The organism is Streptomyces sp. NPDC107528, from assembly GCF_055639295.1.
Genome location: NZ_JBVKAV010000016.1, coordinates 199,369 through 225,754 on the forward strand (window position 1 = coordinate 199,369; position 26,386 = coordinate 225,754).

22 protein-coding genes are annotated in these 26,386 nt (G+C 71.0%); 11 read left to right on the plus strand and 11 right to left on the minus strand.

Annotated features, from left to right (window positions below; genetic code table 11):
• The first annotated feature begins 42 nt into the window (after positions 1-42).
• Both purE and ACZ7L5_RS40470 read left to right on the plus strand, forming a co-directional pair.
• Positions 43-546, plus strand: a complete 504-nt coding sequence (gene purE / locus ACZ7L5_RS40465) for a 5-(carboxyamino)imidazole ribonucleotide mutase (RefSeq protein WP_471523615.1) — start codon at positions 43-45, stop codon at positions 544-546.
• A gap of 5 nt (positions 547-551) precedes the next feature.
• Positions 552-1,736 (plus strand): dipeptidase, encoded by a 1,185-nt coding sequence (locus tag ACZ7L5_RS40470; RefSeq protein ID WP_471523548.1) that lies wholly within the window; start codon positions 552-554, stop codon positions 1,734-1,736.
• On the opposite strand, the gene ACZ7L5_RS40475 is transcribed toward ACZ7L5_RS40470, so the two are convergent.
• Complete coding sequence (locus ACZ7L5_RS40475; protein WP_471523550.1) at positions 1,685-2,848, minus strand: alkene reductase; 1,164 nt, start codon at positions 2,846-2,848, stop codon at positions 1,685-1,687. The genes ACZ7L5_RS40470 and ACZ7L5_RS40475 overlap by 52 nt on opposite strands.
• A gap of 69 nt (positions 2,849-2,917) precedes the next feature.
• On the opposite strand from ACZ7L5_RS40475, the gene ACZ7L5_RS40480 reads away from it, so the two are divergent.
• Both ACZ7L5_RS40480 and ACZ7L5_RS40485 read left to right on the plus strand, forming a co-directional pair.
• Positions 2,918-3,277: a MerR family transcriptional regulator gene (locus ACZ7L5_RS40480; protein WP_471523552.1), complete on the plus strand. Its 360-nt coding sequence runs from the start codon at positions 2,918-2,920 to the stop codon at positions 3,275-3,277.
• A 146-nt stretch (positions 3,278-3,423) separates the two neighbouring features.
• On the plus strand, positions 3,424-4,551 hold the full coding sequence (locus ACZ7L5_RS40485; protein WP_471523554.1) for a dipeptidase: 1,128 nt from the start codon (positions 3,424-3,426) through the stop codon (positions 4,549-4,551).
• 34 nt (positions 4,552-4,585) lie between these two features.
• On the opposite strand, the gene ACZ7L5_RS40490 is transcribed toward ACZ7L5_RS40485, so the two are convergent.
• Positions 4,586-4,972: a VOC family protein gene (locus ACZ7L5_RS40490; protein ID WP_471523556.1), complete on the minus strand. Its 387-nt coding sequence runs from the start codon at positions 4,970-4,972 to the stop codon at positions 4,586-4,588.
• A gap of 34 nt (positions 4,973-5,006) precedes the next feature.
• Positions 5,007-5,366: a VOC family protein gene (locus ACZ7L5_RS40495; protein WP_328427214.1), complete on the minus strand. Its 360-nt coding sequence runs from the start codon at positions 5,364-5,366 to the stop codon at positions 5,007-5,009.
• Positions 5,367-5,482: 116 nt separating this feature from the next.
• Between ACZ7L5_RS40495 and ACZ7L5_RS40500 the strand changes: the two genes are divergently transcribed.
• Positions 5,483-5,983, plus strand: coding sequence for a CGNR zinc finger domain-containing protein (locus ACZ7L5_RS40500; protein ID WP_471523558.1), 501 nt, complete (start codon positions 5,483-5,485; stop codon positions 5,981-5,983).
• A 594-nt stretch (positions 5,984-6,577) separates the two neighbouring features.
• On the opposite strand, the gene ACZ7L5_RS40505 is transcribed toward ACZ7L5_RS40500, so the two are convergent.
• A complete protein-coding gene (locus tag ACZ7L5_RS40505; RefSeq protein WP_384192319.1) occupies positions 6,578-7,921 on the minus strand; it encodes a UDP-glucose dehydrogenase family protein in 1,344 nt (447 codons plus the stop codon).
• Positions 7,922-8,110: 189 nt separating this feature from the next.
• Here ACZ7L5_RS40505 and ACZ7L5_RS40510 point away from each other — a divergent pair, with 189 nt between their 5' ends.
• Positions 8,111-9,268 (plus strand): acyl-CoA dehydrogenase family protein, encoded by a 1,158-nt coding sequence (locus ACZ7L5_RS40510; protein ID WP_471523560.1) that lies wholly within the window; start codon positions 8,111-8,113, stop codon positions 9,266-9,268.
• A gap of 218 nt (positions 9,269-9,486) precedes the next feature.
• Positions 9,487-9,849, plus strand: coding sequence for a four-helix bundle copper-binding protein (locus ACZ7L5_RS40515; protein WP_328427218.1), 363 nt, complete (start codon positions 9,487-9,489; stop codon positions 9,847-9,849).
• A gap of 64 nt (positions 9,850-9,913) precedes the next feature.
• Here ACZ7L5_RS40515 and ACZ7L5_RS40520 read toward each other — a convergent pair whose 3' ends face one another.
• On the minus strand, positions 9,914-11,185 hold the full coding sequence (locus ACZ7L5_RS40520) for an LCP family protein (RefSeq protein WP_471523563.1): 1,272 nt from the start codon (positions 11,183-11,185) through the stop codon (positions 9,914-9,916).
• 119 nt (positions 11,186-11,304) lie between these two features.
• Here ACZ7L5_RS40520 and ACZ7L5_RS40525 point away from each other — a divergent pair, with 119 nt between their 5' ends.
• Positions 11,305-11,862 (plus strand): acyl-CoA thioesterase, encoded by a 558-nt coding sequence (locus ACZ7L5_RS40525; RefSeq protein ID WP_471523565.1) that lies wholly within the window; start codon positions 11,305-11,307, stop codon positions 11,860-11,862.
• Between the two features lie 415 nt (positions 11,863-12,277).
• Here the strand turns inward: ACZ7L5_RS40525 and ACZ7L5_RS40530 are convergent, their stop codons facing one another.
• Positions 12,278-13,732: an LCP family protein gene (locus tag ACZ7L5_RS40530; RefSeq protein ID WP_467480001.1), complete on the minus strand. Its 1,455-nt coding sequence runs from the start codon at positions 13,730-13,732 to the stop codon at positions 12,278-12,280.
• Positions 13,733-13,873: 141 nt separating this feature from the next.
• On the opposite strand from ACZ7L5_RS40530, the gene ACZ7L5_RS40535 reads away from it, so the two are divergent.
• On the plus strand, positions 13,874-14,926 hold the full coding sequence (locus tag ACZ7L5_RS40535; RefSeq protein WP_471523567.1) for a glycosyltransferase family 2 protein: 1,053 nt from the start codon (positions 13,874-13,876) through the stop codon (positions 14,924-14,926).
• 21 nt (positions 14,927-14,947) lie between these two features.
• Here the strand turns inward: ACZ7L5_RS40535 and ACZ7L5_RS40540 are convergent, their stop codons facing one another.
• The 4 genes from ACZ7L5_RS40540 to ACZ7L5_RS40555 all read right to left on the minus strand — a co-directional run bounded on the left by ACZ7L5_RS40540 (position 14,948) and on the right by ACZ7L5_RS40555 (position 22,144).
• Entirely contained in the window at positions 14,948-16,525 is a 1,578-nt protein-coding gene (locus ACZ7L5_RS40540; protein ID WP_471523569.1) for an LCP family protein, read from the minus strand.
• Between the two features lie 474 nt (positions 16,526-16,999).
• Positions 17,000-18,820: an LCP family protein gene (locus ACZ7L5_RS40545; protein WP_471523571.1), complete on the minus strand. Its 1,821-nt coding sequence runs from the start codon at positions 18,818-18,820 to the stop codon at positions 17,000-17,002.
• 223 nt (positions 18,821-19,043) lie between these two features.
• Positions 19,044-20,198 carry an LCP family protein gene (locus ACZ7L5_RS40550; protein WP_471523573.1) on the minus strand — a complete coding sequence of 385 codons (1,155 nt, stop codon included), beginning with the start codon at positions 20,196-20,198 and terminating at the stop codon, positions 19,044-19,046.
• A 1,190-nt stretch (positions 20,199-21,388) separates the two neighbouring features.
• Positions 21,389-22,144: a TIGR03089 family protein gene (locus tag ACZ7L5_RS40555; protein ID WP_471523575.1), complete on the minus strand. Its 756-nt coding sequence runs from the start codon at positions 22,142-22,144 to the stop codon at positions 21,389-21,391.
• Between the two features lie 141 nt (positions 22,145-22,285).
• Between ACZ7L5_RS40555 and ACZ7L5_RS40560 the strand changes: the two genes are divergently transcribed.
• Together ACZ7L5_RS40560 and manB are read left to right on the plus strand one after the other, a co-directional pair.
• Entirely contained in the window at positions 22,286-23,791 is a 1,506-nt protein-coding gene (locus ACZ7L5_RS40560) for a peptidoglycan recognition protein family protein (RefSeq protein WP_471523577.1), read from the plus strand.
• A 166-nt stretch (positions 23,792-23,957) separates the two neighbouring features.
• Positions 23,958-25,040: a mannose-1-phosphate guanylyltransferase gene (gene manB, locus ACZ7L5_RS40565; protein WP_328881222.1), complete on the plus strand. Its 1,083-nt coding sequence runs from the start codon at positions 23,958-23,960 to the stop codon at positions 25,038-25,040.
• Positions 25,041-25,275: 235 nt separating this feature from the next.
• Here the strand turns inward: manB and ACZ7L5_RS40570 are convergent, their stop codons facing one another.
• Complete coding sequence (locus ACZ7L5_RS40570) at positions 25,276-26,277, minus strand: DNA-3-methyladenine glycosylase family protein (protein WP_328881223.1); 1,002 nt, start codon at positions 26,275-26,277, stop codon at positions 25,276-25,278.
• Positions 26,278-26,386 lie beyond the last annotated feature (109 nt).

Genomic DNA, 26,386 nt, shown 5'->3' on the forward strand with positions numbered 1-26,386 from the left:
ACGAGCGCTGACGCGCGCCCCTATCCATTGGTCGGCATCGTCATGGGGTCGGACTCCGACTGGCCCGTCATGGAGGCCGCCGCCCAGGCCCTCGACGAGTTCGAGATCGAGTACGAGGTCGACGTCGTCTCCGCGCACCGGATGCCGCGCGAGATGGTCACGTACGGCGAGCAGGCGGCCGAGCGCGGCCTGAAGGCGATCATCGCCGGCGCCGGCGGTGCCGCCCACCTGCCCGGCATGCTCGCCTCGGTCACGCCGCTGCCCGTCATCGGTGTTCCGGTCCCGCTGAAGTACCTGGACGGCATGGACTCCCTGCTCTCCATCGTGCAGATGCCGGCCGGCGTCCCCGTGGCCACCGTCTCCGTCGCCGGCGCACGCAACGCCGGTCTGCTCGCCGCCCGCATCCTCGCCGTGCACGACGAGGACCTGCTCCAGCGGATGCGGGAGTTCCAGCAGGAGCTGAACGACCAGGCCACCGAGAAGGGCAAGCGCCTGCGCGCCAAGGTAGAAGGCGCGAGCGGCTTCGGCTTCGGCTCCGGGAAGTGACGCCGATGACCTCCCTGGAGGCAGCCCGGGAACTCCTGCGCGAGTTCCCGGTCGTGGACGGCCACAACGACCTGCCGTGGGCCCTGCGCGAACAGGTCCGCTACGACCTCGACGCCCGCGACATAGCCGGTGACCAGGGCGCCCACCTGCACACCGACATCCCCCGCCTGCGCGAGGGCGGCGTCGGCGCGCAGTACTGGTCGGTGTACGTGCGCTCCGACTACGCCGGCGACAAGGCGGTCAGCGCCACCCTCGAACAGATCGACTGCGTACGGCAGTTGCTGGCCCGCCACCCCGCCGACCTGCGCCCGGCGCTGACGGCGGCGGACATGGAGGCGGCCCGCGCCGAGGGCCGTATCGCCTCCCTGATGGGTGCGGAGGGCGGCCACTCCATCGCCGACTCCCTCGCCACGCTGCGGGCGTTGTACACGCTCGGCGTCCGCTACATGACGCTCACCCACAACGACAACATCGCGTGGGCCGACTCGGCGACGGACGAGCCCGGGGTGGGCGGTCTGTCGGCCTTCGGCCGCGAGGTCGTGCGGGAGATGAACCGCGAGGGCATGCTGGTCGACCTCTCGCACGTGGCGGCGACGACGATGCGCGACGCGCTCGACACCTCCACCGCCCCGGTGATCTTCTCCCACTCCTCCTCCCGCGCGGTCTGCGACCACCCGCGCAACATCCCCGACGACGTCCTGGAGCGCCTGCCCGGCAACGGCGGCGTCGCGATGGTGACGTTCGTGCCGAAGTTCGTGCTCCAGGCGGCCGTCGACTGGACGCTCGCGGCCGACGAGAACATGCGCGCCCACGGCTTCCACCACCTCGACACGACCGCCGAGGCGATGAAGGTGCACCGCGCCTTCGAGGAGACCACCCCGCGCCCGATCGCGACGGTGTCGACGGTCGCCGACCACCTGGACCACATGCGCGAGGTCGCCGGCATCGACCACCTCGGCATCGGCGGCGACTACGACGGCACCGCCTTCACCCCGGACGGCCTCAGCGACGTCTCCGGCTACCCGAACCTGATCGCCGAGCTGCTGGACCGCGGCTGGTCGAAGCCCGACCTGGCCAAGCTGACCTGGCGCAACGCGGTACGGGTGCTGGGCGCTGCGGAGGACGTGGCCCGCGACCTTCAGACGACACGGGGTCCGTCCAACGCGACCATCGAGGCACTGGACGGCTGATCGTCGAGGGCGGGGTAGTCGGTGTAGCCGGTCGCCCCGCCCGTGTACATCAGGTACCTGTCCCGCACCGGGTTGAGCGGCGCCCCGAGCGCGAGCCGCCGCACCAGGTCGGGGTTGGCCAGGAACGGGCGGCCCAGGGCGATCAGATCGGCACCGGCGGCGAGGAGCCGGGCGGACTCGGCGCCGATCGCCTCGGCGGACAGCTCCGGGAGTACCGGGTTGGCGATCAGAGTCCCCGGCCAGGCGGCGCGGATCCGGCCGAACAGCGGGTCCGCCGGGTCCGCGTACACGAGGTGCAGATAGGCCGGTCCGAGCCCGCCGAGCGCCTCGACGAGCGCCGGGTGGAGCGTGTCGCTGTCGGTCTCGTCGATGCCGTTGACGGTGTTCCGGGGAGAGATCCGTACCCCCACCCGCTCCGGCCCGATCGCGGCGGCCACCGCCTCGACCACCTCCCGCACGAACCTGATCCGCCCCGCCACCGAGCCGCCGTACTCGTCCGTGCGGTGGTTGGTGTTGCGGGCCAGGAACTGGTGCAGCAGATGACCGTTGGCCGAGTGCACCTCGACGCCCTCGAAACCGGCGGCCACGGCATTGCGGGCGGCCGTCGCGAAGTCGGCGACGGTGGCGCGGATGTCGTCGACGGTCATCTCCCGCGGGACGACGGCGGGGCGGTGCCCGTCCGGCGTGAAGATCGTCTCCGGGAGCGGCACGGGCGACGGCGAGAGGGGGGTCAGTCCGCTGGTGGCCGGGTGCCCGACCCGGCCGCCGTGCTGGAGCTGAAGGAACATCGGCCCGCCGCCCGCGCCCCGCACGGCGTCCGTGACGCGCCGCCAGCCCGCCACGTGCGACGGCGTGTGGATCGCGGTGATGTTCGGATACGTCTGCCCGACCGCGTTCGGCGTCGAGGCCTCGGCGATGATCAGCCCGGCCGTCGCGCGCTGCGCGTAGTAGGCGGCCATGAGCGGCGTCGCAGTGCCGTCCGCAGCCGCGCGGTTCCTGGTCAGCGGCGCCATGACCAGGTGGTTCGGCAGGCGCAGGGATCCCAGACGGGCCGGTGCGAGGAGGGTGCGTACGGCTGCCTTCGTGTCCGTCGTGTCCGTGGTGTGCGTCATGGCCGTACCGTAGAAGTTGACATCAGTGTCAGATTCAAGCCCGGACGGACCAGAGGAGGCAGGGGCGGCATGCGAATCGGTGAGCTGGCCCGGCTTACGGGAGTGAGTGAGCGGTCGCTGCGCTACTACGAGGCCCAGGGGCTGCTGCGCGCCGGGCGCACCCCCGGCGGGCACCGCGACTATCCGGAGGCGGCCGTCGACCGGGTCGTCCGGATCCAGGAGCTGTTCGCCGCCGGACTGCACAGCAGCAGGATCGCGCAGCTGCTGCCCTGTATGCGGGACACCGACGGCGGCCCCTCCGCGACCGCCACGCCCCGGCTGGTCGAGGACCTCACCGCCGAGCGCCACCGCATCGACCGCATGATCGCCGACCTGGTCCGCTCCCGCGACACCCTGGACGAGGTGATCGAGGCGGCGCGGGAGAGCTGACGCGCGCGTGTACCCACGCGCCCGCCGTTCCATGCCCGTCGGCACGCGGTACCCCCGAACGCCCCGCCCACCAGGAAGCCCCTCCGGGTCCGTGGGACGGTGAACCGTACTGCTGATCATCACGCCGATCACGTACGGAGAGCGCCATGGCAGACCTCAAGTACGAAGCGGACACCAGCCCCGAGGTCGGCGAACTCGACGAGCTGCCCGACCCGCTGCCCGGGGAGCCGTCCGACTCCGTCACCGACCCGGGTGAGGGCACCGACGCGGACCTCCTCGAACGTGCCCACGCCCTCCTCGCCGCCCATCCCGTCGCCGACGGCTACAGCGGCCTGCCGTGGGCGCTGCGCCGCCTGCCCTGGTTCGACCTGGAGCTCGGCGAGAGCGCCGTCGACACGGACGTGCCGCGGATGCGCGAGGGTCACGTCGGTGCGCTGTTCTGGGCGCTGCACCTGCCGGACGGGCTGGACGGCGACCGGGCCGTCGGTGCCACGCTGGACCAGCTGGACCTGGTGAAGACCGTCGTACGGGCCCACCCGGAGGGCCTGCGCCTGGCCGACAATCCCGGCCCGGTCACCGACGTCCGCCACTGCGGCCGTATCGCCGTCCTGCCGGGCCCGGCCGGGGCGGCCGCCCTCGGGGACTCGCTCGGGATCCTGCGCTCCCTGCACGGGCTGGGACTGCGCGCCCTGACGCTGTCCGGCGTGGCCTGGGCGAGCGAGGCAGGGCTGACCCGGTTCGGCGAGGAGGTCCTGCGGGAGATGAACCGCCTCGGCGTGCTGGCCGACCTCTCCGGCGCCTCCCCGGACACCGTGCGCCGGGCGTGCGCGGTGTCCAAGGCCCCGGTGCTGTGCGCCCGCTCCGCCGCCCGCGCCCTGCGTCCCCACCCGGCCAACCTCCCCGACGACCTGCTCGCCGAGCTGGGTGCCGCGGGCGGCCTGTGCATGGTGCCGCTCACCGCCGAGCAGACGGGCCCGTCCGTACGGGACGTCGCCGACCATCTCGACCACGTCCGTGAGGTCGCCGGCGCGCAGTCCGTCGGCCTGTCCGGCACCTACGACGCCGGCACCGCCCACCCGCAGGACCTCACCGATGCCTCCTGCTACCCGCACCTCGTCGCCGAGCTGCTGCGCAGGGGCTGGTCCGAGACCGACATCGCACTGCTGACCTGGGGCAATGTCCAGCGCGTCCTGCGCGAGGCCGACTTCACGGCCCGGGAGGCACAGCGGCGCCGGGCGCCGTCGACGATGAAGATCTCCGAGCTGGACGGGTAGCGAGGGAGAGGGCGGGGCGGGAGGGGCGCAGGACTCAGGGTTCCTCGATCCGGCAGAGGCAGAACGGATGCCCCGCCGGATCGGCGTACACCCGGAAGTCCTCCATGTCCTCCGCGTGCAGCAACCGCGCGCCGAGGGCCAGCACCTTCTCCTGGGCCGCCTCGACCTCCGCCCAGGTGGACCCCGCGTCGAAGTCCAGGTGGAACTGCTGGGAGTTGCGGTCGGCCCGCGGCCACTCCGGCGCGGTGTACCCGGGTGCCGGCTGGAAGGCGAGCCGGGGGCCGCCGGGGAGCTGGAGCACGACCCATCCGGGGTCGTCGTCGTCGACCGTGCCGCCGCCGACGCCGGCGTAGAAGCGGGCGAGGGCGCGTGGGTCGGGGCAGTCGATGACGACGGAACGCAGACGGGTCACGCGGGCCATGGGTTCCTCCCGGGGGTCACGGGGTGCTCGGCACTCAGCAGGCGCACAGGCAGAACGGGTGCCCCGCCGGATCGGCGTAAACACGGAAGGTCCGCGAGCGGTCCTCGGTCTCCAGCGGCTTCGCACCCAGGGCCAGCACCTCCTTCTCGGCGGCGTCCAGGTCCTCGACGGTCAGGTCCAGATGGAACTGCTGCGAGTGCTCGGGCGACGGCCACCGCGGCGGTACGTAACCGGGGGCGGCCTGGAACGACAGCGTCGGAGCGCCGGGCACCTTCACGTCCACCCAGTCCTCCTGCTCCTCGACGCTGCCGCCGAGCACGCGCGCATAGAAGTCGGCGAGGGCGCGGGGGTCGGGACAGTCCAGGACGACGGCGCCCACTTCTGCGATGGCCATGGCTTCCTCCTCGAAGCGGTGGTTACCCGTTTCCGGCATCAACGGGTAACGCGGTTACCGCATCCTCCCGCATTGGAGGTAACGTCGCAAGGGGATTCGGGAGGTAGCGTGCAGCCATGAGTGAGAGATCGCCCGCGCCCGGGGGCCTGGAGCTCGTCCAGTCCCTGGTCAACACGCTGGACATCGACTCGGGCGCGGACTCGCTGGACACGGCCGAGGGGCGGGAGCGCTTCGGGCTGGCCGAGGAGGACATACCGGACGCACGGGAGTTGCGGGAGTCCCTGCGCGTGGCCCTCCTCGCCCACGCGGGGCATCCGCCGCACCGTGCGGTGACGCCGCTCGGCGAGCTGCTGGCGGCGGGTCCGCTGGTCGTCACGGTCGATGCGGCCGACGGCTCCGCCGGTCTGGCCGCCGCGGACGAGGGCTCGCTGCTGTCCCGGGTGGCTGCGGCGATTGCCCGGGCCCTCGGAGACGGGACCTGGGCGCGGCTGAAGGCGTGCGAGGCGGTCGACTGCCACTGGGCGTACTACGACCGCAGTCCGGCGGGGCGTGGGCGGTGGTGCTCGATGCAGGTGTGCGGGGCGCGGGCGAAGATGCGGAGGTATCGGGCGAAGTAAGCCCTTTCCCGATGAGGTTGAGCGACCGCTCGGCGCCGGGTGGTCCGGTTGGGGCAGAATGCGACAAGACGCCGTTTCGGCCGACTGAGCCTCGGCCGAAACGGCGTCGTTCTGTCTCGGGGGCGATTCATTGCGGCGCGGGGGTTGAGGGCGTTGCGGCGCTGTGGCTGGACCTTGCGGCGAGGTGGATCAGGACCTTCCGTCCTGTGGCGCCGGACCGTGCGGTCCCGTGGCGCCGGACCTTCCCGTCCTGTGGCGCCGGACCGTGCGGTCCCGTGGCGCCGGACCTTCCCGTCCTGTGGCGCCGGACCGTGCGGTCCCGGCGCGCAGATCATCCGGCCCGGTGACTCTGGGCCTTCCGGCCTTCCGGCCTTCCGGCTCCGGCCCCGTGACTCGGGATCGTCCGCTGTGGCTGACGACGCCCTGGCTTGCAAGGTGTTCCGGCCCCGTGTCCAACGGCACCCCGGCCCTGTGCCTCGGAGAGGTTCGGTCCCCGCGCGTCCCCGCGGCCCGGTCCGTCGGCCGGGTGTCCCGCGGCCCGGTCCGTCGGCCGGGTGTCCCTCGGCCCGGTCCGTCGACCGGGTGTCCCGCGGCCTAGGCCGTCGGCCGGCCCATCGCCCGGTAGCTCCAGCCGGCCTTCCGCCACACCTCCGGGTCGAGCGCATTGCGCCCGTCCAGGATGACCCGCGCCGCAGCGACCTCGCCGAGCGTCGCCGGGTCCAGCTCGCGGAACTCCCGCCACTCCGTCAGGTGCAGTACGACGTCCGCGCCGCGCACCGCGTCGATCGCGGTGTCGGCGTAGCCGAGGGTCGGGAAGAGGCGGCGGGCGTTGTCCATGCCCTTGGGGTCGTACACCGTGACCTGGCCGCCCTGGAGGTGGATCTGCCCGGCGACGTTGAGGGCGGGGGAGTCGCGGACGTCGTCCGAGTCGGGCTTGAAGGTGGCGCCGAGCACGGCGACCCGCTTGCCCAGGAAGGGACCGCCGCCCAGCGCCTGCCGGGCGAGCTCGACCATCTGCCCGCGCTGGCGCATGTTGATCGAGTCGATCTCGCGCAGGAAGGTCAGCGCCTGGTCGGCGCCCAGCTCACCGGCGCGGGCCATGAAGGCGCGGATGTCCTTGGGCAGACAGCCGCCGCCGAACCCGATGCCGGCCCGCAGGAACTTCTTGCCGATCCGGTCGTCGTGGCCGATGGCCTCCGCGAGCTTGGCCACATCGCCGTCGGCCGCCTCGCACACCTCCGCCATCGCGTTGATGAAGGAGATCTTGGTGGCGAGGAAGGAGTTGGCGGAGGTCTTCACCAGCTCCGCGGTGGGGAAGTCGGTGACGACGAAGGGGGAGCCGTCCGCGATCGGCGTCGCGTACACCTCGCGCAGCAGCTTCTCGGCCCGCTCGCTGCGCACGCCGACCACGATCCGGTCCGGGTGCAGGGTGTCCTGGACAGCGAAGCCCTCGCGCAGGAACTCGGGGTTCCAGGCGAGCTCGACCTCGCCGCCGCCAGGGGCGAGCTCCAGGATGCGGGCCGCGAGCCGGTCCGCGCTGCCGACCGGCACGGTCGACTTGCCGACGACGAGGCTGGGCCCCCGCAAGTGCTTGGCGAGCGACTCGACGGCCGCGTCCACGTAGCTCATGTCGCAGGCGTACTCGCCGTGCTTCTGCGGGGTGTTCACACAGACGAAGTGCACATCGCCGAACTCGGCGACCTCCGCCCAGTCCATCGTGAAGCGCAGCCGCCCGGTGGAGCCCTCGATGCCGGCCACGTGCTTGCGGAGCAGCTCCTCCAGGCCCGGCTCGAACATCGGGACCCGGCCCTCGCCGAGCATCTCGATCTTCTCGGGCACCACATCGAGCCCCAGCACCTCGAAGCCGAGCTCGGCCATGGCCGCGGCGTGGGTCGCGCCGAGGTAACCGGTGCCGATCACGGTGATCTTGAGGGCCATGGGGACTCCAGAAAGAGGGACGGGGACATGCGGGCCCGAGCATAGTCGGAGCGTCTGACGGGCAGCTTCCCCGCTGTCGCCAAGCTCACGTATCACTCCCGTGGGCCGCCCCCTAAAATTTGAGTTACTTAACGGTAATTAGCGCCAGCTTCGCACTGACCACACAGCGTCCTTGGAGCGTGAGAGACCTTGGCCGGATCGGCTGACTTCGACCTGTACCGCCCGTCGGAGGAGCACGACATGCTCCGTGACGCCATCCGCTCGCTGGCCGAGGCGAAGATCGCGCCGTACGCCGCCGCCGTGGACGAGGAGGCCCGCTTCCCGCAGGAGGCGCTGGACGCGCTGGTGGCGGGCGACCTGCACGCCATCCACGTGCCGGAGGAGTACGGCGGCGCGGGTGCGGACGCCCTTGCCACGGTGATCGTCATCGAGGAGGTGTCCCGCGTCTGCGCGAGCTCCTCCCTCATCCCCGCGGTGAACAAGCTGGGCTCGCTCCCGGTGATCCTCTCCGGCTCCGCGGACCTGAAGAAGCGGTACATGACCCCGCTCGCCAAGGGCGACGGCATGTTCTCGTACTGCCTCTCCGAGCCCGACGCCGGCTCCGACGCGGCCGGCATGAAGACGAAGGCGGTCCGCGACGGCGACCACTACGTGCTGAACGGCGTGAAGCGCTGGATCACCAACGCCGGCGTCTCCGAGTACTACACGGTGATGGCGGTCACCGACCCGACGAAGCGCTCCAAGGGCATCAGCGCCTTCGTCGTCGAGAAGTCCGACGAGGGCGTCTCCTTCGGCGCCCCCGAGAAGAAGCTCGGCATCAAGGGCTCCCCGACCCGCGAGGTCTACCTGGACAACGTTCGCATACCGGCGGACCGCATGATCGGCGAGGAGGGCACCGGCTTCGCCACCGCGATGAAGACGCTGGACCACACCCGCATCACGATCGCCGCGCAGGCCCTCGGTATCGCCCAGGGCGCCCTCGACTACGCCAAGGGTTATGTCCAGGAGCGCAAGCAGTTCGGCAAGCCGATCGCCGACTTCCAGGGCATCCAGTTCATGCTCGCCGACATGGCCATGAAGATCTCGGCCGCCCGCGCGCTGACCTACCAGGCCGCCGCCGCCTCCGAGCGCGGTGACGCCGACCTGACCTACCTGGGCGCCGCCGCCAAGTGCTTCGCCTCGGACGCGGCGATGGAGGTCACCACGGACGCCGTCCAGCTCCTCGGCGGTTACGGCTACACCCGTGACTACCCCGTCGAGCGCATGATGCGCGACGCCAAGATCACGCAGATCTACGAGGGCACGAACCAGGTCCAGCGCATCGTCATGGCGCGCAACCTGCCGTAACCTCACGGGATTTGATGGTGAAGGGTGTCCGGGTCTCCGGGCACCCTTCACTCATTTGGACCTGTTTCACCGCCTTGCGGCGGAACACTGGCAACCGTGCCCTGTGTGGCATCTGGTGGGAATTGTTCCCGTCCGCCCGATGGCGCGGCGTGGCGGGCGGGCGTAGGACGGAAGGGCACGGGGCCCACCCCCGGGCTCCCGCACCCCCAGGAGGAGCCATGACCCAGCCCCAGACGATGCCCGCGATGAGCAAGGAGATGCAGGACTGCGTCGACGCGTGCCTGAACTGCCACAGCATCTGCGAGGAGACCATGAGCTCCTGCATGCAGATGGGCGGCCAGGCTCAGATGCAGATCATGCGGGCGCTCATGGACTGCGCCGAGACGACCCGTATGTGCGCGGACATGATGATGCGCCGCTCGCCCATGTCGGCCGAGATGTGCGCGATGTGCGCCAAGGCCTGCGAGATGTGCGCGGAGGCGTGTATGTCCATGCCGGACGATCCCCAGATGATGCGCTGTGCGGAGGCGTGTCGCCGCTGTGCCACGACCTGCCGCGCGATGGCGGGCGCCACGATGTGACGACCGTCTGACAACAGTTGAGGGCACCCCGCCGGGGTGCCCTCAACTGCTGCCGTCCGGTGCCTCAGTTGCCCGAGACGGTGACCTTCTCGTCGTTCTTCAGCTGCTCCACCAGCGTCTTCACCTTGGCGGTGTCCCACTGGAGGTTGCCGTTCGCGGAGTTGCCCGAGATCGGCATGTTCATGGACTTGCCGTCACCGCCGCTGACGCCCTTCATCGCCCAGAACATGGACGCCAGGTCCCACAGGCCCATGTCCTTGTCGACGATCAGGGTGTCCAGGCCGGCGCCCATCGTCGGGTACAGCTTGAAGGGGTTCAGGACGGTGCTCGGGGTCGCGACCTGGTTGGCCAGGGCCGAGAGGAACTTCTGCTGGTTCTTCGTACGGTCCAGGTCGGAGCCGGCCAGCGCGTACCGGGTGCGGACGAAGGCGAGCGCGTCCTGGCCGTTCAGGGTCTGCTTGCCCTTCTTGAAGTCCGCGCCGGACTTGGAGTCCTTGATGTCCTGCGGGATGTCGATCTCGACGCCGCCGACGGAGTCCACGATGTTGGCGAAGCCCGCGAAGCCGATCTCGACGTAGTGGTCGATGTGCAGACCGGTGTTGGACTCGACGGTACGGACCAGCAGTTCGGGCCCGTCCTCCGCATACGCCGCGTTCAGCTTCACCTGACGGCCGGTGCTCTGGTAGAGCTTCCCGGAGTCCGAGCCCTCGTACGACGGGATCGTGACGTTCGAGTCGCGGGGGAGCGAGATCAGGGTGTCGCCGTTGCTGCCGACGTGCAGGATCATCATCGAGTCCGTGCGCTTGCCGTCGGCGGACCCGGTGCGCAGGTCCTTCTTCTGGTCGTCGGACAGTCCCTCACGGCTGTCGGAGCCGACGATGAGGTAGTTCGTGCCCTCGCCCGCCTCCGGCCGGTCGATGACCATGGACAGGTCGACCTCGCGGTTGAGCTTGGAGTCGGCCCAGAAGTAGGTCGCGACGGAGGTCACCACCAGCACCGTCACCAGCGTGATGGTCGTCACCTTGATACGACGCCGCCAGTTCGGCGCCGGACGCGGCTCGCGCATCCCGCCGCCGTCGCGGCCACCCCCGCCACCGCCGTACACCTGGCCGGTGTTGTAACCGCTGTCGTACCCGTCGTCGCCGTAGCCGCCGTGGCCCTGGCCGTTCACGTACGACGGCTGCTGCGGGACCCCGCCGTAGCCCTGGCCGGGGGGCGCCGCCTGGCCGCGGCGGACCTGCCGCATCACGCGCGCGCTCTCCGGCTGCGGGCTCGCGCTGCCGCGTCCGTAGCGGTGGCCGCGGTTGTCGTCGGGTGCCTGGGGCCAGTCATTCATGCGCCCCAGTGTGCAGGGCATGGCCAGGTCACTTACAAGGTTCGGCGGAAAATAGAGGCACGGCTGTTGCGAACCCAACACAAAGTCCGCGAATGTCGACGCGGCATAAGGTGGAGGCCATGACAGACCAGGTCACCGCCGCAGAGTCGGGCACTCCGGAGATCCCGGGCAAGCCGACCTCCGCATCCCGTACCACGCTCAGCCACATCATGACCCACAACGACACCAACCTCCTGGGCACGGTGCACGGCGGTGTGATCATGAAACTCGTCGACGACGCCGCGGGCGCGGTGGCCGGCCGGCACAGTGGCGGCCCCGCCGTCACCGCGTCCATGGACGAGATGGTCTTCCTGGAGCCGGTCCGCGTCGGCGACCTCGTCCATGTGAAGGCCCAGGTCAACTGGACCGGCCGGACCTCGATGGAGGTCGGCGTACGAGTCCTTGCCGAACGCTGGAACGAGTCCGCGCCGCCCACTCAGGTCGGCTCGGCCTACCTGGTCTTCGCCGGGGTCGACGCCGACGGCAAGCCACGCCGCGTCCCCCCGGTACTCCCGGAAACCGAACGCGACAAGCGCCGCAACCAGGAGGCCCAGATCCGCCGCACCCACCGCCTGGCCCACAGACGAGCCATCAAGGAACTCCGCGAGAAGAGGGCGGCGGAGGGGTACGAGGACTGAGACCCGGCCGGGACGCTGAGGATCCGGAGCCCTGGGGGGCCACGGCCGGGAGACCGGCACTCCCGGCACTCCGGGTGCCGGAGGCCCGCCCCCAGGGGCCCCGGGGCCTGAGGAACCGGATACCGAGTGCGCCGACCCCGGTCCGCCGACCCCGGTCCGCCGACCGTGACGGCCACGGCGCCGTGCGGCTCGGGGGCGTTGAAGACTCAGTGCGTCGAAGACTCGGGGCCGGGGCTCCGGCCTGAGCGCTCCGGGCGGCGCCAAGTGGTCGGCCGAGGGCCTTGCCCGTTCGCAGCAGCTCGGGACGTGCCGGGGCTGCGGGCTCCGAGGCACCGGGGCCGGCGTTCCGGTGCCGAGACAGCATGCGGCGCTGCGGGTGGCGGCTGCTGCGGGTTGCCGTCAGGGCAGGGCGCGGCTAGGAGCACCCCGCCTCATCGCCCCGTACCACCGTCGCCTGGCCCTGGGTCGGGTCCTCGGCGCGTACTTTGCGTACCTTTCTAAAGTCTGTCCCGGCGATCACCTTCAGGGTGGGGCCCAGCCCCTTCACCGGGCGCAGTTCGCTTCCCGGGAGTGCGGCTGCCAAGGACTTCGCCGAGCGGTCCCAGCCGGGGTCGTGGGCGACGACCGTGCGCTTCACGGAGCGGTCCGCCGCGGCCACCGGGCGGCCCGTCGTGCGGAACCCCGCCGCCGCGAGCGCAGCGTCCACGCGCTTGCCGAGGTCGGCCGCAGCCGTGCCGTTCTCCACCTGGACGCGGATCTGCTGCGGGGCGACCTCCACCGGGACGGCCCGCCTCTTCGGCCGTTGGGCGGCCAGCGGCTTGTCCTCGCGCAGGGCCCGGAAGAGACGTTCGGCCTGCGAGGTGTTCCACTTCACCGTGGAGCCGAGGCCCTTCACCTCGTACGCCAGCTGCCCGATCGGCACCGTCGTGAACTCCGACGACGACGGCGAGAAGTTCCGCATCGCCCGCCCGAGGTCGAGCAGTTCACCCGTGCCGAACCCCTTGTCCGCCCGCACCGACCCCAGCACCGCCCGCGTCACGTCCCGGAACCGCATCGGGTTCAGCAGGATCCCGGACGACGTCGCCCGCTCGATCAGCGCCGCCATGAACCGCTGCTGACGGTGCACCCGGCCCAGATCGGAGTCGCTGTCGACGTGCCGCGCGCGGACGTACTGCAACGCCTCCCCGCCCATCAGCCGATGCGTGCCGGCCGGCAGGTCCAGCCCGGTGTAGGAGTCCTTCAGCGGCTCGGCGGTGCAGATCCGCACGCCGCCGACCACGTCCACCGTCTTCATGAAGCTGGTGAAGTCGACCTCCAGATAGTGGTCGATCTTCACATGGGTCATGTGCTCGACCGTGCGCACGGTGAGGTTCGGCCCGCCCTCCGCGTAGGCCGCGTTGATCTTGATGGGATGTGCCTTGCGCCCCTCGCCCGCGGGCACCTCGGCGTACGAGTCGCGCGGCAGGCTCACCACGCTCGCCCTCTCCCGGTCCGCCGAGATGTGCACGATCATGATCGTGTCGGTGCAGTGACAGGGGGCGCCACCGAGCCGGTACCTGCGCCGCTCCTCGTCGCTGATGCGGTCGCGGCCGTCCGTGCCGACGAGCAGGACGTTCATCCCGTTCCCGGCCTGAGGCCGGTTCTTCATGTCCTTGAACGGGTCCACCCGCGCGATCTTCGCGTCCAGGCTGGTGACCACCGCGTGCCCGATCCCGGCGGACGCGAGGACCACGACGGACAGCGTGGTCACCGCCCGCATGGCCCACCGGGGCCGCCTCCGCCGTACGGGCGCGACCCGCCGCGCCCCGCCACGGGGCGGCTGCGGGCTGCGCTGCGACGGGGCGGAAGAGCGGCGGGGCGGCGTGGGCATGGGGGGATACCTCCGCTGGGGTTGCCCTGGGGGCCGTACGTGGGATCCGTGAGCACCGTAGGCCCATACGATCTGCTGCCCGGAGCACCGGCCCCGGCGGGGCGCACCCGTGTCCCCCGTTCGCGGTAACGTGAGCCCCCTATGAACGCCAATCCCGACGTGCAGCTCCCCGCCGTGTCCGTGATCATGCCCGTCCTCAACGAGGAGCGGCATCTGCGCGGAGCAGTCCAAGCGATCCTCGCGCAGGAGTACGCCGGCGAGATGGAGGTCGTGATCGCCCTCGGTCCGTCCACGGACCGCACGGACGAGATCGCCGCCGAGCTCGTGGCCGAGACGGCAGCTTCGGACAACAAGCGCGTACACACCGTCCCGAACCCCACCGGCCGCACCCCCGCCGCCCTCAACGCCGCGATCAAGGCCTCGCGCCACCCGGTCGTCGTCCGCGTCGACGGCCACGGCATGCTCTCACCGAACTACATCTCCACCGCCGTACGGCTCCTTGAGGAGACCGGCGCGCAGAACGTCGGCGGCATCATGCACGCCGAGGGCGAGAACGACTGGGAGCACGCCGTCGCCGCCGCGATGACCTCGAAGATCGGCGTCGGCAACGCCGCCTTCCACACCGGCGGCGAGGCGCAGGCCGCCGAGACCGTGTACCTCGGTGTGTTCCGGCGCGAGGCGCTGGAGCAACAGGGCGGCTACAACGAGGAGTTCATCCGCGCCCAGGACTGGGAGCTCAACTTCCGGATCCGGGAAGCGGGCGGGCTGATCTGGTTCTCGCCCGAGCTGAAGGTGTCGTACCGCCCGAGGCCGTCGGTGAAGGCCCTCGCCAAGCAGTACAAGGACTACGGCCGCTGGCGGCACGTCGTCGCCCGTTACCACGCCGGCTCCATCAACCTGCGCTACCTCGCCCCGCCGACGGCGGTGTGCGCGATCGCGGCGGGCCTCGTGCTGGGCGCCCTGGTCACCCCGTGGGCGCTGGTCGTCCCCGGCGGCTACCTCGCGGCCATCACCGCGGGCTCACTCCCGGCCGGCAAGGGCCTCCCGCTGAAGGCACGCCTCCAGATCCCGGTCGCCCTCGCCACCATGCACATGTCCTGGGGCTACGGCTTCCTGACCAGCCCGCAGGCCCTGGCGAGGAAGGTCATCGCCTCCCGCCGCCCGGCCGTGCTCAGCGTCGACAGCGCCGGCTGAGCCCGCCGGGCGGGGCGCCGGTCACCACGTGAAGTCCGGGTCCACCTTCATACAGGCCTTGGTGTCGGAGGCGTTCAGCGCCTCCGCCGTGTCCGGCGTCCTGTCGTCCTGCTTCGGGGCCTTGTACGCCGTCCCCTCCCGCCAGTCCGCGCCGACGACGAGGGTGACGCCCGAGACGTCCGTGGACCTCTCGACCGCGTCGGCCGGGATGCCGAGGGCTTTGGCGAGCCGCAGGGCGTCGCCCTCCAGGTCGGCGCTCGGGTAACGGACGAGGGTCGTGTCCGCGATCGGCGTGGTCGAGGAGTCCGCAACGGCCTGCGTGAAGCCCTCGTCGACGAGCAGCCCGGCGACGGTGGTGGCTCGGCCCTGGGCCGGGGCGAGGATGTCGGTGCGGGTGCCGTTCTGCACCTGCACGGCGATCTCGTCGTCCGCCGCGGCCGGATCGGTGGAGGTCTTCTCCTCGGTGGCCTTCTTCTTGTCCTTGCCGTCGAGGGCGATGTCCTCACGCACCAGGCGGAACAGCTTGGTCGCGTCCTCGGTGGGCTCGACGCGCGAACCGACGTAGCGGTTGGGCATCGTCGTCATGGTGATGCGCGAGGTCGGCACCTTCTTGAGCTCGCCGGCCAGGTCGTAGAGCTTGGCCACCGTGCCCAGGCCCGGGTCGACGGTCAGCGCGTTGGTGGCCGCCTCGGCAAGGGCGCGCAGCTTGCCCGGGTTGCTCAGCTTGGCGTTCTTGCGCAGCTCGCGGACCATCGAGTTCATGTACTGGTGCTGCGCCTTGGCACGGGCCAGGTCGCTGCCGTCCTCGAAGCCGTACCGGGTGCGCAGCCACTGCAGGGCCTGCTCGCCCTTGACGTACGTCGTGCCCTTCTCCAGCTTCAGCCCGGAGCCGTGTCCCTGGCTGTCCTTGGAGTGGATGTTGGCGTTCACACAGACGGGGACGCCGCCGATGGCGTCCGCCATGGACACCACGCCGGAGAAGTCGATCATCATGAAGTGGTCGATGTGGATGTCGGTCAGCTTCTCCCACGTCGCCACCGTGCACCCCGGGCCACCGCGGCCGAGCGACTGGTTCGTCATCGCGCGCCGGCGGGCCTGGTAGACGTCCCCGCTGTCCGGGTCCGTGCACTTCGGGATGTCCACCAGCGTGTCGCGGGGCATGCTGACCACCGACATGTTGGTGCGGTCGGCCGAGACGTGCAGCAGCATCTGGACGTCGGCGAGGGGCGTGCCGCCGAAGGTCTCCTTGGCGCCGCCGAGCTTCTGGTTCTCCTTGCTGTCCCGGGCGTCCGAGCCGATCAGCAGGATGTTCAGCGGCGTCTGACCGGCCGCGTTCGCCTCGGTCTCGGCAGCGCGGTCCTTGGCGTCGCCGATGTTGAGGTCGTCCTTCTTCAGGTTGCCGTTGAGGTGCTGGTAGTAGAGATACCCGGCACCCGCGGTGCCCAGTATCACTACCGCCAGAACCGTCGCCGACCAGCGCAGCACGCGCCGTTTGCGGGGTCTGCCGTCGCTCCCACGGCCGCCCCTGGAACCCCCGCCACCGTGCCGGCCGCCCTGGTCGGCCGGCGTGTCCTGGTCGGCCTGCGGTGTGAGGGACATGGTGTCCTCCACCGCGGGGGCCGCCCCTCGCACACTGCTCTGCGCCAACTGTCTGCCCTTCCCCACCCTTTGCCCGACACAGCTCCGCCCCGCGCCGGACCTCCCTGTCCGGTGTGGAGCGAACCATGTCGGACCACCCTGTCCGACGTCGGTTCGCAACCTGTCAGACCCCTGTGGGCCCGAGCCCGGTTGGCCACGTGTCGGCAAAATCCACGCTCGGCACGGCCGCGTGGTGTGTCTGGCCAACGCCGCCTGACACAACCACGTCCTGTGTCAGACCAACGAGAGTCGGCCACAGTTGCGTTCCCAGCCCGAGTTTCCGTACCGGAGCTTCCGTACCGCAGATTCCGTACCGGAAATTGCATGCCGTGGTGCGGCACCGCAGATGCGGGGGCCACGGATGCCCTGCCGGGGCTTCCGAGCGGAACGAGCCCGCCGCACGTCAACAGACGGCCGGACGGGCCCGTTGAGGGACTACTTCGCGCACTCCACCTTGTCGGCCGTGGACTTCTCCACATCGGGTGCCTTGCTCGGAGCCGTGAGCGACACGCCGGCACCCTTGAAGTCCTTGCCCAGCGTCAGCGTCATCGTGGGCAGGCCCTGGGAGTTGGTCACGCTCTTGCCGGGCTTCAACGCGGACCCGGAAAGCCCCATGATCGCGGCGAGTGAACGTGCCTGGTCCGCCTGGTCCGGCGCGTACTCCAGCGTCGTCTTCGACAGCGGCTCCGGGGCGTTGCCCGCGTTCTCGGACTTCTCCACGCCCTCCTCGGTCTGCAGCCAGGTGAGGGTCTCCTGGGCGCTGCCCGCGGGGGCCCCGCCGTTGTAGACCTGCACCCGCACATCTGCGGGGTCGGCCTTGGTGCCCTTGAGCCGGGCGGCCACGGCGGCGGCTTCCTTCTTCTTCTGCTCCTTGACCGCGGTGAAGGAGACGTCGTTCTGGATCGCCTGGAAGACCTGGGGAGCCGTGGTCGGGTTGGGGACGACCGTCGCCCGGACCTTCTCCGTCGGGTTGTCTATCACCGGAACCGTCGTGAAGGTCAGGTTCTTGGTGTTGAGCTTGCCGAGCTCAAGGCCGAGGTCCTTCAGCTTGTCGATGGTGTCGAGTGCCGAGTCGACGGTGAGCGCCTTGGTGCCCGCCTCGGCCAGCTTGATCATCTTCGACGGGCTGGTGAGGGTGTCGTTCGACTTCAGCTTGCGCATCAGCGCGCTGAGGAACTGCTGCTGGAGGCCGATCCGGCTCAGGTCGCCGCCGGTGCCGACGGCATGCCGGGTGCGGACGAAGGCCAGCGCCTGCTCGCCCTCGATCACATGCTCGCCCTTGGGGAGGTCGAGCTTGGAGTCGGGGTCGTTGATGTCCTTGGCGAGGCACACCTCGACGCCGCCGACCGCCGACGTCAGCGTCTTCACGGCGTTGAAGTCGGCCACCATGAAGTTGTCCGCCTGGATTCCGGTCAGCTCGGTGACCGTCCGCACGGTGCAGCTGGGCGTGCGGCCCTCCTGGCCGAGGCTGGTGTTGAACCGGACACCGGTCTCGCCCGCGATGACCTTCGAGGAGCCGTCCTCCTGAGTGGTCGGGCAGTCCGGGATGTCGACGATCAGGTCACGCGGGATGCTCAGCGCGGTCGCGTTCGAGCGGTCCTTGGAGACGTGCAGCAGGATCGTGGTGTCGGCGTGCCCGGCGCTGCCGGAGTCGCCGTACTTGTCGTTGCCCGCGCCCGTGCGCTTGTCCGTGCCGATGAGCAGGATGTTGATGGCCTTGTCCTTCGAGAAGCCACCGGTGCTCGCGCCGTCGTCGGAGACGGACTGGATGTTGTCGTTGAGGTGCTCGATGTAGAGATACGCGCCCGCGGCGGCGGCGACCACCACGAACGCGGTGATTCCGCCGGTCCAGAGCAGGGCCCGCTTCGCCTTGTTCTTCTTCACCGGCCGCCGGCCACGCCGGCCCGGCGGCTCCTCGGGCGCCCCCCTGCGCCTGCGCTGCGACGGGACCTCACGGCCCGGCGCGGGACGCGTCTCGCGGGCGGGGGCGGCGGTGCGATTGCGTACGGCACCTCCGGCGCCCGCGCCGCCACCCGCACCCGCTGCTGTCGCACTCCCGGCTGTCGTGCCCCCGGCGGTCTTGCCGCCGGCCCGGGATGCCGCTCCTGCCCGGGAGGCGGATCTACGTGGTCCGGGTACCGACGACTGCGGTGCGGAAGGAGCCAGTCGCAGTTCGTATTCGCCGGTATTCGGATTGAGCACCCACTGGTCTGCGGGATCGATGTCGTCCGCCCGCCCACGGCCTTGCGCGTCCACGGTTGTCAGAATCCTCCGTCGGGGCCACGCGGCGCCTACCCCTCCAAGGCGCTCGGGTCTCGGTCAAACAGTGCGCAAGCCTAACTACGGCCGGGCGCACCGGATCGCTCACACTATCCGTCCAGTTCAGCGTCGAGCGACGACGGTGACAAATTCCACGTCCCTACAACTGGGCAATCCGGCTCATTTCTTTGAACTAAGGTTCGTCGACTTGGTGAGCGCTTTACCCGCAGGGGTTCTGGGCGGCGGTGTTGCCGCGGAAGGTGGGTGCCGGGGAGGCGTCGTCCGAGGGCTCGGACCCCTGGGACGTTTCGGGCGAATTCACGACTTCCACCGGGGCGTCGAGGCGCAGTCGCTCGAATAGTCGCTCGGCCTCGGGTTCCACGAGTTGGTCGCGATTGGCGTTGTAGATGTACGACTCCCTCGGGACCGTGAGGAATTGCACGCGTTCGGTGGGGATGTCGCGCACCTCGCGAGCGAGTTCGTACAAACCGCGCAAGCTGGCCAGGGCCGGGTCCGTGGTGAGGGAGGACGTGGCGGCGTCCAGCACCGGGTAGAGGCGGACCGGATTCAGCAGTACGTCGTTGCTCTGCACCTTGTGCACGAGCGCGGCGAGGAAGCGCTGCTGGCGGTCCATGCGGTCGGTGTCGCTGCCGTCGCCGAGGGTCTTGCGGGCGCGGACGTAGCCGAGGGCCTGCTCGCCGTTGAGGGTGACCTTGCCGGCCGGGAGTCTCAGCTTGGCGGCCTTGTCGTTGATGGGCTTGCTGAGGCAGATCTCCACGCCGTCGACGGCCTCGACCATCTCCTTGAAGCCGTGGAAGTCGACGACCATGTGGTGATCGACCCTGATGTCGGTCATCCGCTCCACGGTGCGGATGGTGCAGGCCGAACCGCCCATCTGGAAGGCATAGTTGAACATCGCGAACATGGGCTCGCTGCGGGAGCCGTTGGACTTCCGGCAGCCGGGGACGTCGACCATCAGGTCGCGGGGTATCGAGACGGCGGTGGCGCTGCGGCGCTTGCCGGAGATGTGCAGCAGGATGGTGGTGTCGGAGCGCTCGGTGCCGGAGTCGCGTCCGTAGCGGCGGTTTCCCTGGCCCGCCCTCGAGTCCGACCCGATGAGCAGGATGTTCTGGGCGCCGCTGACGCCTGCGGTGGGGCGCTCTTTCTCGTACCGGGCGAGTTCCGCTGCGGCGGCCTCGTCGGGCGTGATGTTGGAGTCGAGCTTGGCGTAGACGGCCCACCCGGCCCCACCGGCGGCGATGACCACCAGCCCGACCGCAAGGGCTCCCCGCCGCACCCACCGCCGCACGGACCGCTTGTCCCTGCCCGCCTTACTGCCCGAGGCCCCGGGGCGCGCGCGTGCGGAGTCGGTCACGGCTGGGTCCACCCCTCAGTGCGTGGTGCGTGCGGTGTGGGCTGCTGTTACCACCGTGGCTTGGATGGGGGTGGAGGGCGGGTGGTGGGGGGCTGAATGGGTGACGGTTGCCTCCGGCGGTTGGGCGGGGTGCCTGCGGCGGCCTGTGCGGGGTGGGTGGGGGTTCGCGTAGCGCCTGCGGTGCGGTGGGTGGGTCGGGGCTGCGCCGGGAGTGTCCGTCCTCGGACCGGCGGCCGGGGTCGGGCAGAGAGGTCTTCGTTTCTTGACGCCGGCCACTGCGGGCGGACACCCCCCGGGCGCGTCCCCCTCCCGCCGTGGGCGACTGCTGCGCCGCGGGGGTGCGCGGTCGACGCCGGTGGGGGTTGCGCGCGGGTACGTACGGCGTCTGCCGGCGTGGGTGTGCCGTGGTGTCGACGGTCCTTCTCGGTGAAGGTCCTGACTCCCGCCTACTCGCAGGGGGGAGACACGGGTGCCGGGGGGTGCTTTTCGGTGCCGACCTTGGTCAATCAGCCCGTCCGCCGTATGAGACCGCCACCGTCCCGCAGGGGGCTGCGCACCGTGGCGACGGCCCTTCTCGGCGCAGGCCGGGATCTTGCGGCCCGTGCGGTGTTTGAGGCGGCGTCCGTCCTTAGCGCCCGCCCACCCGGGGGGGGTGCGTACCGTGGTGATGGTGCTGCTCGGTGCCGGCCAGGATCATTCAGCCCGTCCGGCGTTTGAGGCGGCGTCCGTCCTTAGCCCCCGCCCACCCGTAGGGGGCTGCGCACCGTGGCGACGGCCCTTCTCGGCGCAGGCCGGGATCTTTCGGCCCGTGCGGTGTCTGAGGCGGCGTCCGTCCTTAGCCCCCGCCCACCCGCAGGGGGCTGCGTGCCGTGGTGACGGTGCTGCTCGGTGCCGGCCGGGATCTTTCGGCCCGTGCGGTGTTTGAGGTGGCGTCCGTCCTTAGCCCCCGCCCACCCGTAGGGGGCTGCGCACCGTGGCGACGGTGCTGCTCGGTGCCGGCCAGGATCATTCAGCCCGTCCGGCGTTTGCGGACGAGGCCGTTCAGGCCGATGGGGGTCCAGGGGGCGGAGCCCCCTGGCCGGGTCGAAGGGGCGGAGCCCCTGGGGGTGGGACGGGTAGGGGCGGCGGGGGCGAGGAACCTCGGGGGTCGGCACGGCGCCGGAGGACGAGGCTCGCGGAATCGCCGAAGGCTAGCGCGCTGTCGCCGTCACCCGTTCGGCCTCGATGCGCTTGGCCAGGCCATCCTCGCCCAGGGATGCGAGATGCCGGCACAGCACCACGGACCCCCCGGTCGCCAACGCCGCGTACAGCCCGGCATTGAGCCCATCCCAGGTGTCGTACGGAAGAGCGGAGAGAATTCGAGAGCCCGGCCCCGTAAGCCCCAACCCCGTCGCCTCGGCCTGCGCCCGCTCCACGACCTCGGCCCCGCTGAACTCCCGCCCGGCCACGATCAACGCGGGATCCTCGGGATCAACCGGAGCGTACGGCGCGAAACGGTCACCCTGACTCGGCACCTCCACCGCGTAGTCGGCGAAGCCGGCCGGCGGCTGCGGAAAGCGGCCCCCCAGTGGCCGTAGCGCCAACGCGACCCGTTCCCCCCGGCATGCCCGCGCCGCCTCCAGCCCTTCCGGCCCGCTCACGACCACGTCGGCCGCCGCGGGATCCCCGCCCACGTCCGCGATCGCGCCGACCGACGAGCAGGCCAGCAGCCAGACGGCCGTCTGCCAGTGGGCGGGCAGCAGGAGCGTGACGCGGTCGCCCGGACCGGCGCCCAGGTCCCCCTGGAGCAGATTCGCGGTCTTGGCCACCCAATTGGCGAACGTGGCCACGGACAATTCGACGCGTTCCCCGGTGGCGTCGTCGTAGAAGGTCACCAGGGGGCGGCTCGGATCCGCGGCCAGCGCGGAACGCAGCAGGTCGGCAGGGGTGCGATCGGTGGCATTCACCCGCGCAAGCGTACGCGGACACGCGCCCGCGCACCCCCCGCCGGGGCCATCCGACCGCCACCGGTTCGGACGAATCGCATGCCGACGCCCCGTCAGCTCCCCAATGGACAGGTTTGTGTGACTATGTCCAACATCATTGGTATGCGTGGATTCCTTGCTTCCTCAATCGGTGTCACGTGCGCGGCCGCTCTGGCCCTCCCGCTCACCCCACCTGCCGTCGCGGCGACCGCGAGACCGGCGCTCGGAGCGGAAGTCGCCACGAGCGCAGGACCGGTGGCCGGGTCGGCGGTGCGTCAGCCGGGCGGCGAGTCGTACGTCCCCGGCAGCACCCAGTCGCTGCCCCTCGCCCCCCTCGACGGTGACCGAGCCAGCGGTACCCCCGCCGAACAGGGCCTGTCCCCCCGCGGCGTACGGCACTTCTCCCTCGTCGGCGTCATCTGGGACGACCCGGACGCGGAACTGCACGGCCGCGTCCGGGTCCGTACCCGCGCCGTCGGCACGGGCACCTGGTCCGGCTGGCAGGACATCGAGACCCACAACGCCGATCACGCGGCCGACCCCGGCACCGACGAACCCACCTCGGGCCGGGTCCGCGGCTCCACCGCGCCGTTGTGGGTCGGGGAGTCGGACGGCGTGGAGGTACGGGTCACTCCGGAGGACACCGGGTCCGCCGGCCCCACGCCGACCGGGGAACCCGAGACGGCCTCGGAGAAGCCCGAGGACGGCGTACCGGGCAGTGGTGACGACACGACAGCCCGCCCGGAGGCCGCCTCGACGCTGCCCGACGGCCTCCGCCTCGAACTCGTCGACCCCGGCGACCCGGCCCCCGCGCAGGGCGGCGACACGGCCGGCGCCCCGCGTCCCGGAACGCTCAACCCCGAGACCCTCGAGACCGCCGAGTCCCTGGCCGCCTCCGCCGCCAACGCCGACCTCGCGCCCGTCGGCGCCGCCGAGATCGCCGAGCTCGGCCGGGCCGCCACCGAGCGGGAGCTGTTGGCGCTGCGCGGTGCCGAGTTGACTCAGAAGCAGCGGGCGAAGCCGTACATCGGCCCACGGCCGCGCATCGTCACGCGGCGCGGCTGGGGCGCGAACGAGAGCTGGCGGGAGCGGAGTTTCGTCTACACGAAGAAGGTGCAGGCGGCGTTCGTGCACCACACGGCCTCCGGCAGCAAGTATGCGTGCTCGCAGGTCCCCTCGCTCATTCGCGGTATCTACCGCTACCACGTGGTGAGCATGGGCTGGCGTGACGTCGGCTACAACTTCCTCGTCGACAAGTGCGGAAACATCTACGAGGGGCGTGCCGGGGGAGTGGCGAAGCCGGTCCTGGGTGCCCATACTCGCGGTTTCAACACCAACAGCATGGGGATCGCCGTCCTCGGCAGCTACGGCGTCACCAAGCCGACCGCAGCCTCGGTGAAGGCCGTGGCGCGGCTCACGGCCTGGAAACTGGGGCTCTACGGTGCCAATCCGCGCGGAAAGACATACCTGAAGTCCGGCGGTGGCAATCTCTACCGAAAGGGAAAGAACGTACGACTGAATGTGATCTCCGGCCACCGGGACGGCTTCTCCACGGAATGTCCCGGCCGGCAGCTCTACAGCAAGCTCGGCTCCGCTCGCGCTTCGGCGGCCCGCTACCAGGGGCGCTGAGAGAGCGCGGAGTTCAGGAGCTCGGGATCGCATTCACCGCCGTCGGGGGCATGAGGCGGACTGCCGCACTGCCGCACTGGCCGTCGAGGGCGTCGCACAACGGTCTGCATACACTGGCCGGCCGAAAGACAGTTCGGCCGGTCCCGGCAGGAAGCAGAGACGACAGGTGACAGAAGCGATCCTCCTGGTCGGTGGCAAGGGCACTCGGCTGCGTCCGCTCACCGTGCACACGCCGAAGCCCATGGTCCCGGCGGCCGGGGTCCCGTTCCTCACGCACCAGTTGGCGAGAGCGAGAGCGGCCGGCGTCGAACACATCGTCCTGGCGACGTCGTACCTGGCCGAGGTCTTCGAACCGTACTTCGGGGACGGCTCGGCGCTAGGCCTCCACCTGGAGTACGTGACGGAGGAGGAGCCCCTCGGCACGGGCGGCGCGATCCGCAACGTGGCCTCCCGGCTCCACTCCGCGCCCGACGACCCGGTGCTCATCTTCAACGGTGACATCCTGACGGGCCTGGACATCGGGGCCCTGGTGCGTACGCACGAGACGACGGGCGCGGACGTCTCCCTGCACCTCACACAGGTGACGGATCCGAGGGCGTACGGCCTGGTCCCGACGGACGACACGGGCCGGGTGACGGCGTTCCTGGAGAAGCCGCAGACCCCCGAGGAGATCGTCACCGACCAGATCAACGCGGGGGCGTACGTCTTCCGCCGCTCGGTCATCGACACGATCCCGGCGGGCCGCCCCGTCTCGGTCGAACGCGAGACGTTCCCCGACCTCCTCTCGGCCGGCGCCCACCTCCAGGGCATGGTCGACTCGACGTACTGGCTCGACCTGGGCACCCCCGCGGCCTTCGTCCGCGGCTCGGCGGACCTCGTCCTGGGCCGGGCCCCGTCCCCCGCGGTCCCCGGCCGCTGCGGCGACCGCCTGATCCTCCCCACGGCCAGCGTCGCCCCCGACGCCAAGCTGACCGGCGGCACGGTGGTGGGCGAGGGCGCTTTCGTGGCGGAGGGCGCGCGCGTCTTCGGCAGCACGATCCTTCCGGGCGCCGTCATCGAACCCGGCGCGATCATCACCGACTCCCTCATCGGCACCCGCGCCCGCGTAGGCCAGCGCTCGGTCCTCACAGGCACGGTCATCGGCGACGGCGCGGTGATCGGTGCCGACAATGAGCTGAGGGACGGGGTCCGGGTGTGGTGCGACGCTCGGATTCCGGCGGGGTCGGTACGTTTCTCGCCGGACCTGTAGACCCGGCGAAGCCTGACGGCCACTTCTCGGCGCCGGCCCTCAGGCTTTTCAGCCCGTCTGGGGGTGCCCCCTCTGGGGGAGTTTGAGGACGAGGCCCGTTCAGGGCCGATAGCGGGGGTCTGGGGCAGCAGCCCCCAGGTCCGGGGTCGAAGGGGCTGAGCCCCTTCAAGGACGGGAAGGGTAGGGGCGGCGGAGGCGAAAACCCCGCCCCGCAAACCACGGCGCGAGCCGGCCCCTACAACCGCCCGATGTCCCCCACCGGCATCCGCGGAGCCCGCCGCCCCGGCACCCGCCCGCTCAACAGAATCAACCGAGCCGCCCGATGCCGCTGCCCCGCATACGGCTCCAACAACTCCAGCATCACGGAGTCATCCGCATCCCGATCCCCGGCAAGCGCAAACCCCACGATCCCCGGCAGATGCAGATCCCCCACGGTCACCGCATCCGCCGCCCCATGACTGCGCTGCACAACCTCCGAGGACGTCCACGGCCCGATCCCCGGCACGACCTCCAACCGAGCCTGCGCCTCAGCCGGAGCCATCCGAACGGCCTCCTCCAGCCGCGCGGCGACCCGTACGGCCCGCAGAATCGTCGACGCCCGCTTGTTGTCGACGCCGGCCCGATGCCACTCCCACGACGGGATCATCCGCCACGTCGCCGCGTCCGGCATGACACACATCCGCCCGGGCGCGGGCCCCGGCGCCGCCACCCCGTACTTCCGGACCAGCAACCGCCACGCCCGATACGCCTCGTCGGTGGTGACCTTCTGCTCCAGAATCGACGGAATCAACGACTCCAGCACCAGCCCGGTCCGCGTCAACCGCAGCCCCGGCCGCCGATGCCGAGCGAGCGCCACCAGCCGATGCCGCGGCACGAAGGCGGACGGATCGTCGGCGGCCCCGAGCAGCTCGGGCAACTGCTCCAGCAGCCACTCGGCCCCCGGCCCCCAGGCCTCGCCCCGCACCTCGGCACCCCGCACGCCGACCCGCAGCGTCCCGGGCCCGGCAGGGGTGAGACAGGCCCGCCACACCGACCCGTCCGGCATGGCCCGGAACGTCGGATCCCCGGGCCCGCGCCGCAGCGGCCCGAGCACCAGCCCGAGATCGAGCGGCCACTCCGGCACCCAGGTGCGCACCCGCCCGGGGGCCGGCGCCTGACGCGGTATCCCCGAGGGCACGGGGACATGCCCGCCGCGCACGGTCGTACGCGTGGACTGCGGAGTGAAGCGTCCTGCCACGAGTGAAGTCCTAGGGGAACCGGAGGGGGCTACGAGTGTCGGTAGGTACTACGTATGCCGGGTATGTCGGTATGCCGGTATGGGGAGGCCCTACGAGCGTAGGCGCTGT

Bases quoted from the DNA above. Each gene is read 5' to 3' on its own strand.
- ACZ7L5_RS40515 (WP_328427218.1), top strand. From the start codon at position 9,487: ATGACCCAGCCCCAGACGATGCCCGCGATGAGCAAGGAGATGCAGGAC.
- ACZ7L5_RS40530 (WP_467480001.1), bottom strand. From the start codon at position 13,732: ATGCCCACGCCGCCCCGCCGCTCTTCCGCCCCGTCGCAGCGCAGCCCG.
- purE (WP_471523615.1), top strand. From the start codon at position 43: ATGGGGTCGGACTCCGACTGGCCCGTCATGGAGGCCGCCGCCCAGGCC.
- ACZ7L5_RS40495 (WP_328427214.1), bottom strand. From the start codon at position 5,366: ATGGCCATCGCAGAAGTGGGCGCCGTCGTCCTGGACTGTCCCGACCCC.
- ACZ7L5_RS40475 (WP_471523550.1), bottom strand. From the start codon at position 2,848: ATGACGCACACCACGGACACGACGGACACGAAGGCAGCCGTACGCACC.
- ACZ7L5_RS40540 (WP_471523569.1), bottom strand. From the start codon at position 16,525: ATGTCCCTCACACCGCAGGCCGACCAGGACACGCCGGCCGACCAGGGC.
- ACZ7L5_RS40500 (WP_471523558.1), top strand. From the start codon at position 5,483: ATGAGTGAGAGATCGCCCGCGCCCGGGGGCCTGGAGCTCGTCCAGTCC.
- ACZ7L5_RS40520 (WP_471523563.1), bottom strand. From the start codon at position 11,185: ATGAATGACTGGCCCCAGGCACCCGACGACAACCGCGGCCACCGCTAC.
- ACZ7L5_RS40470 (WP_471523548.1), top strand. From the start codon at position 552: ATGACCTCCCTGGAGGCAGCCCGGGAACTCCTGCGCGAGTTCCCGGTC.
- ACZ7L5_RS40560 (WP_471523577.1), top strand. From the start codon at position 22,286: ATGCGTGGATTCCTTGCTTCCTCAATCGGTGTCACGTGCGCGGCCGCT.
- ACZ7L5_RS40490 (WP_471523556.1), bottom strand. From the start codon at position 4,972: ATGGCCCGCGTGACCCGTCTGCGTTCCGTCGTCATCGACTGCCCCGAC.
- ACZ7L5_RS40525 (WP_471523565.1), top strand. From the start codon at position 11,305: ATGACAGACCAGGTCACCGCCGCAGAGTCGGGCACTCCGGAGATCCCG.
- ACZ7L5_RS40480 (WP_471523552.1), top strand. From the start codon at position 2,918: ATGCGAATCGGTGAGCTGGCCCGGCTTACGGGAGTGAGTGAGCGGTCG.
- ACZ7L5_RS40535 (WP_471523567.1), top strand. From the start codon at position 13,874: ATGAACGCCAATCCCGACGTGCAGCTCCCCGCCGTGTCCGTGATCATG.
- ACZ7L5_RS40505 (WP_384192319.1), bottom strand. From the start codon at position 7,921: ATGGCCCTCAAGATCACCGTGATCGGCACCGGTTACCTCGGCGCGACC.
- ACZ7L5_RS40485 (WP_471523554.1), top strand. From the start codon at position 3,424: ATGGCAGACCTCAAGTACGAAGCGGACACCAGCCCCGAGGTCGGCGAA.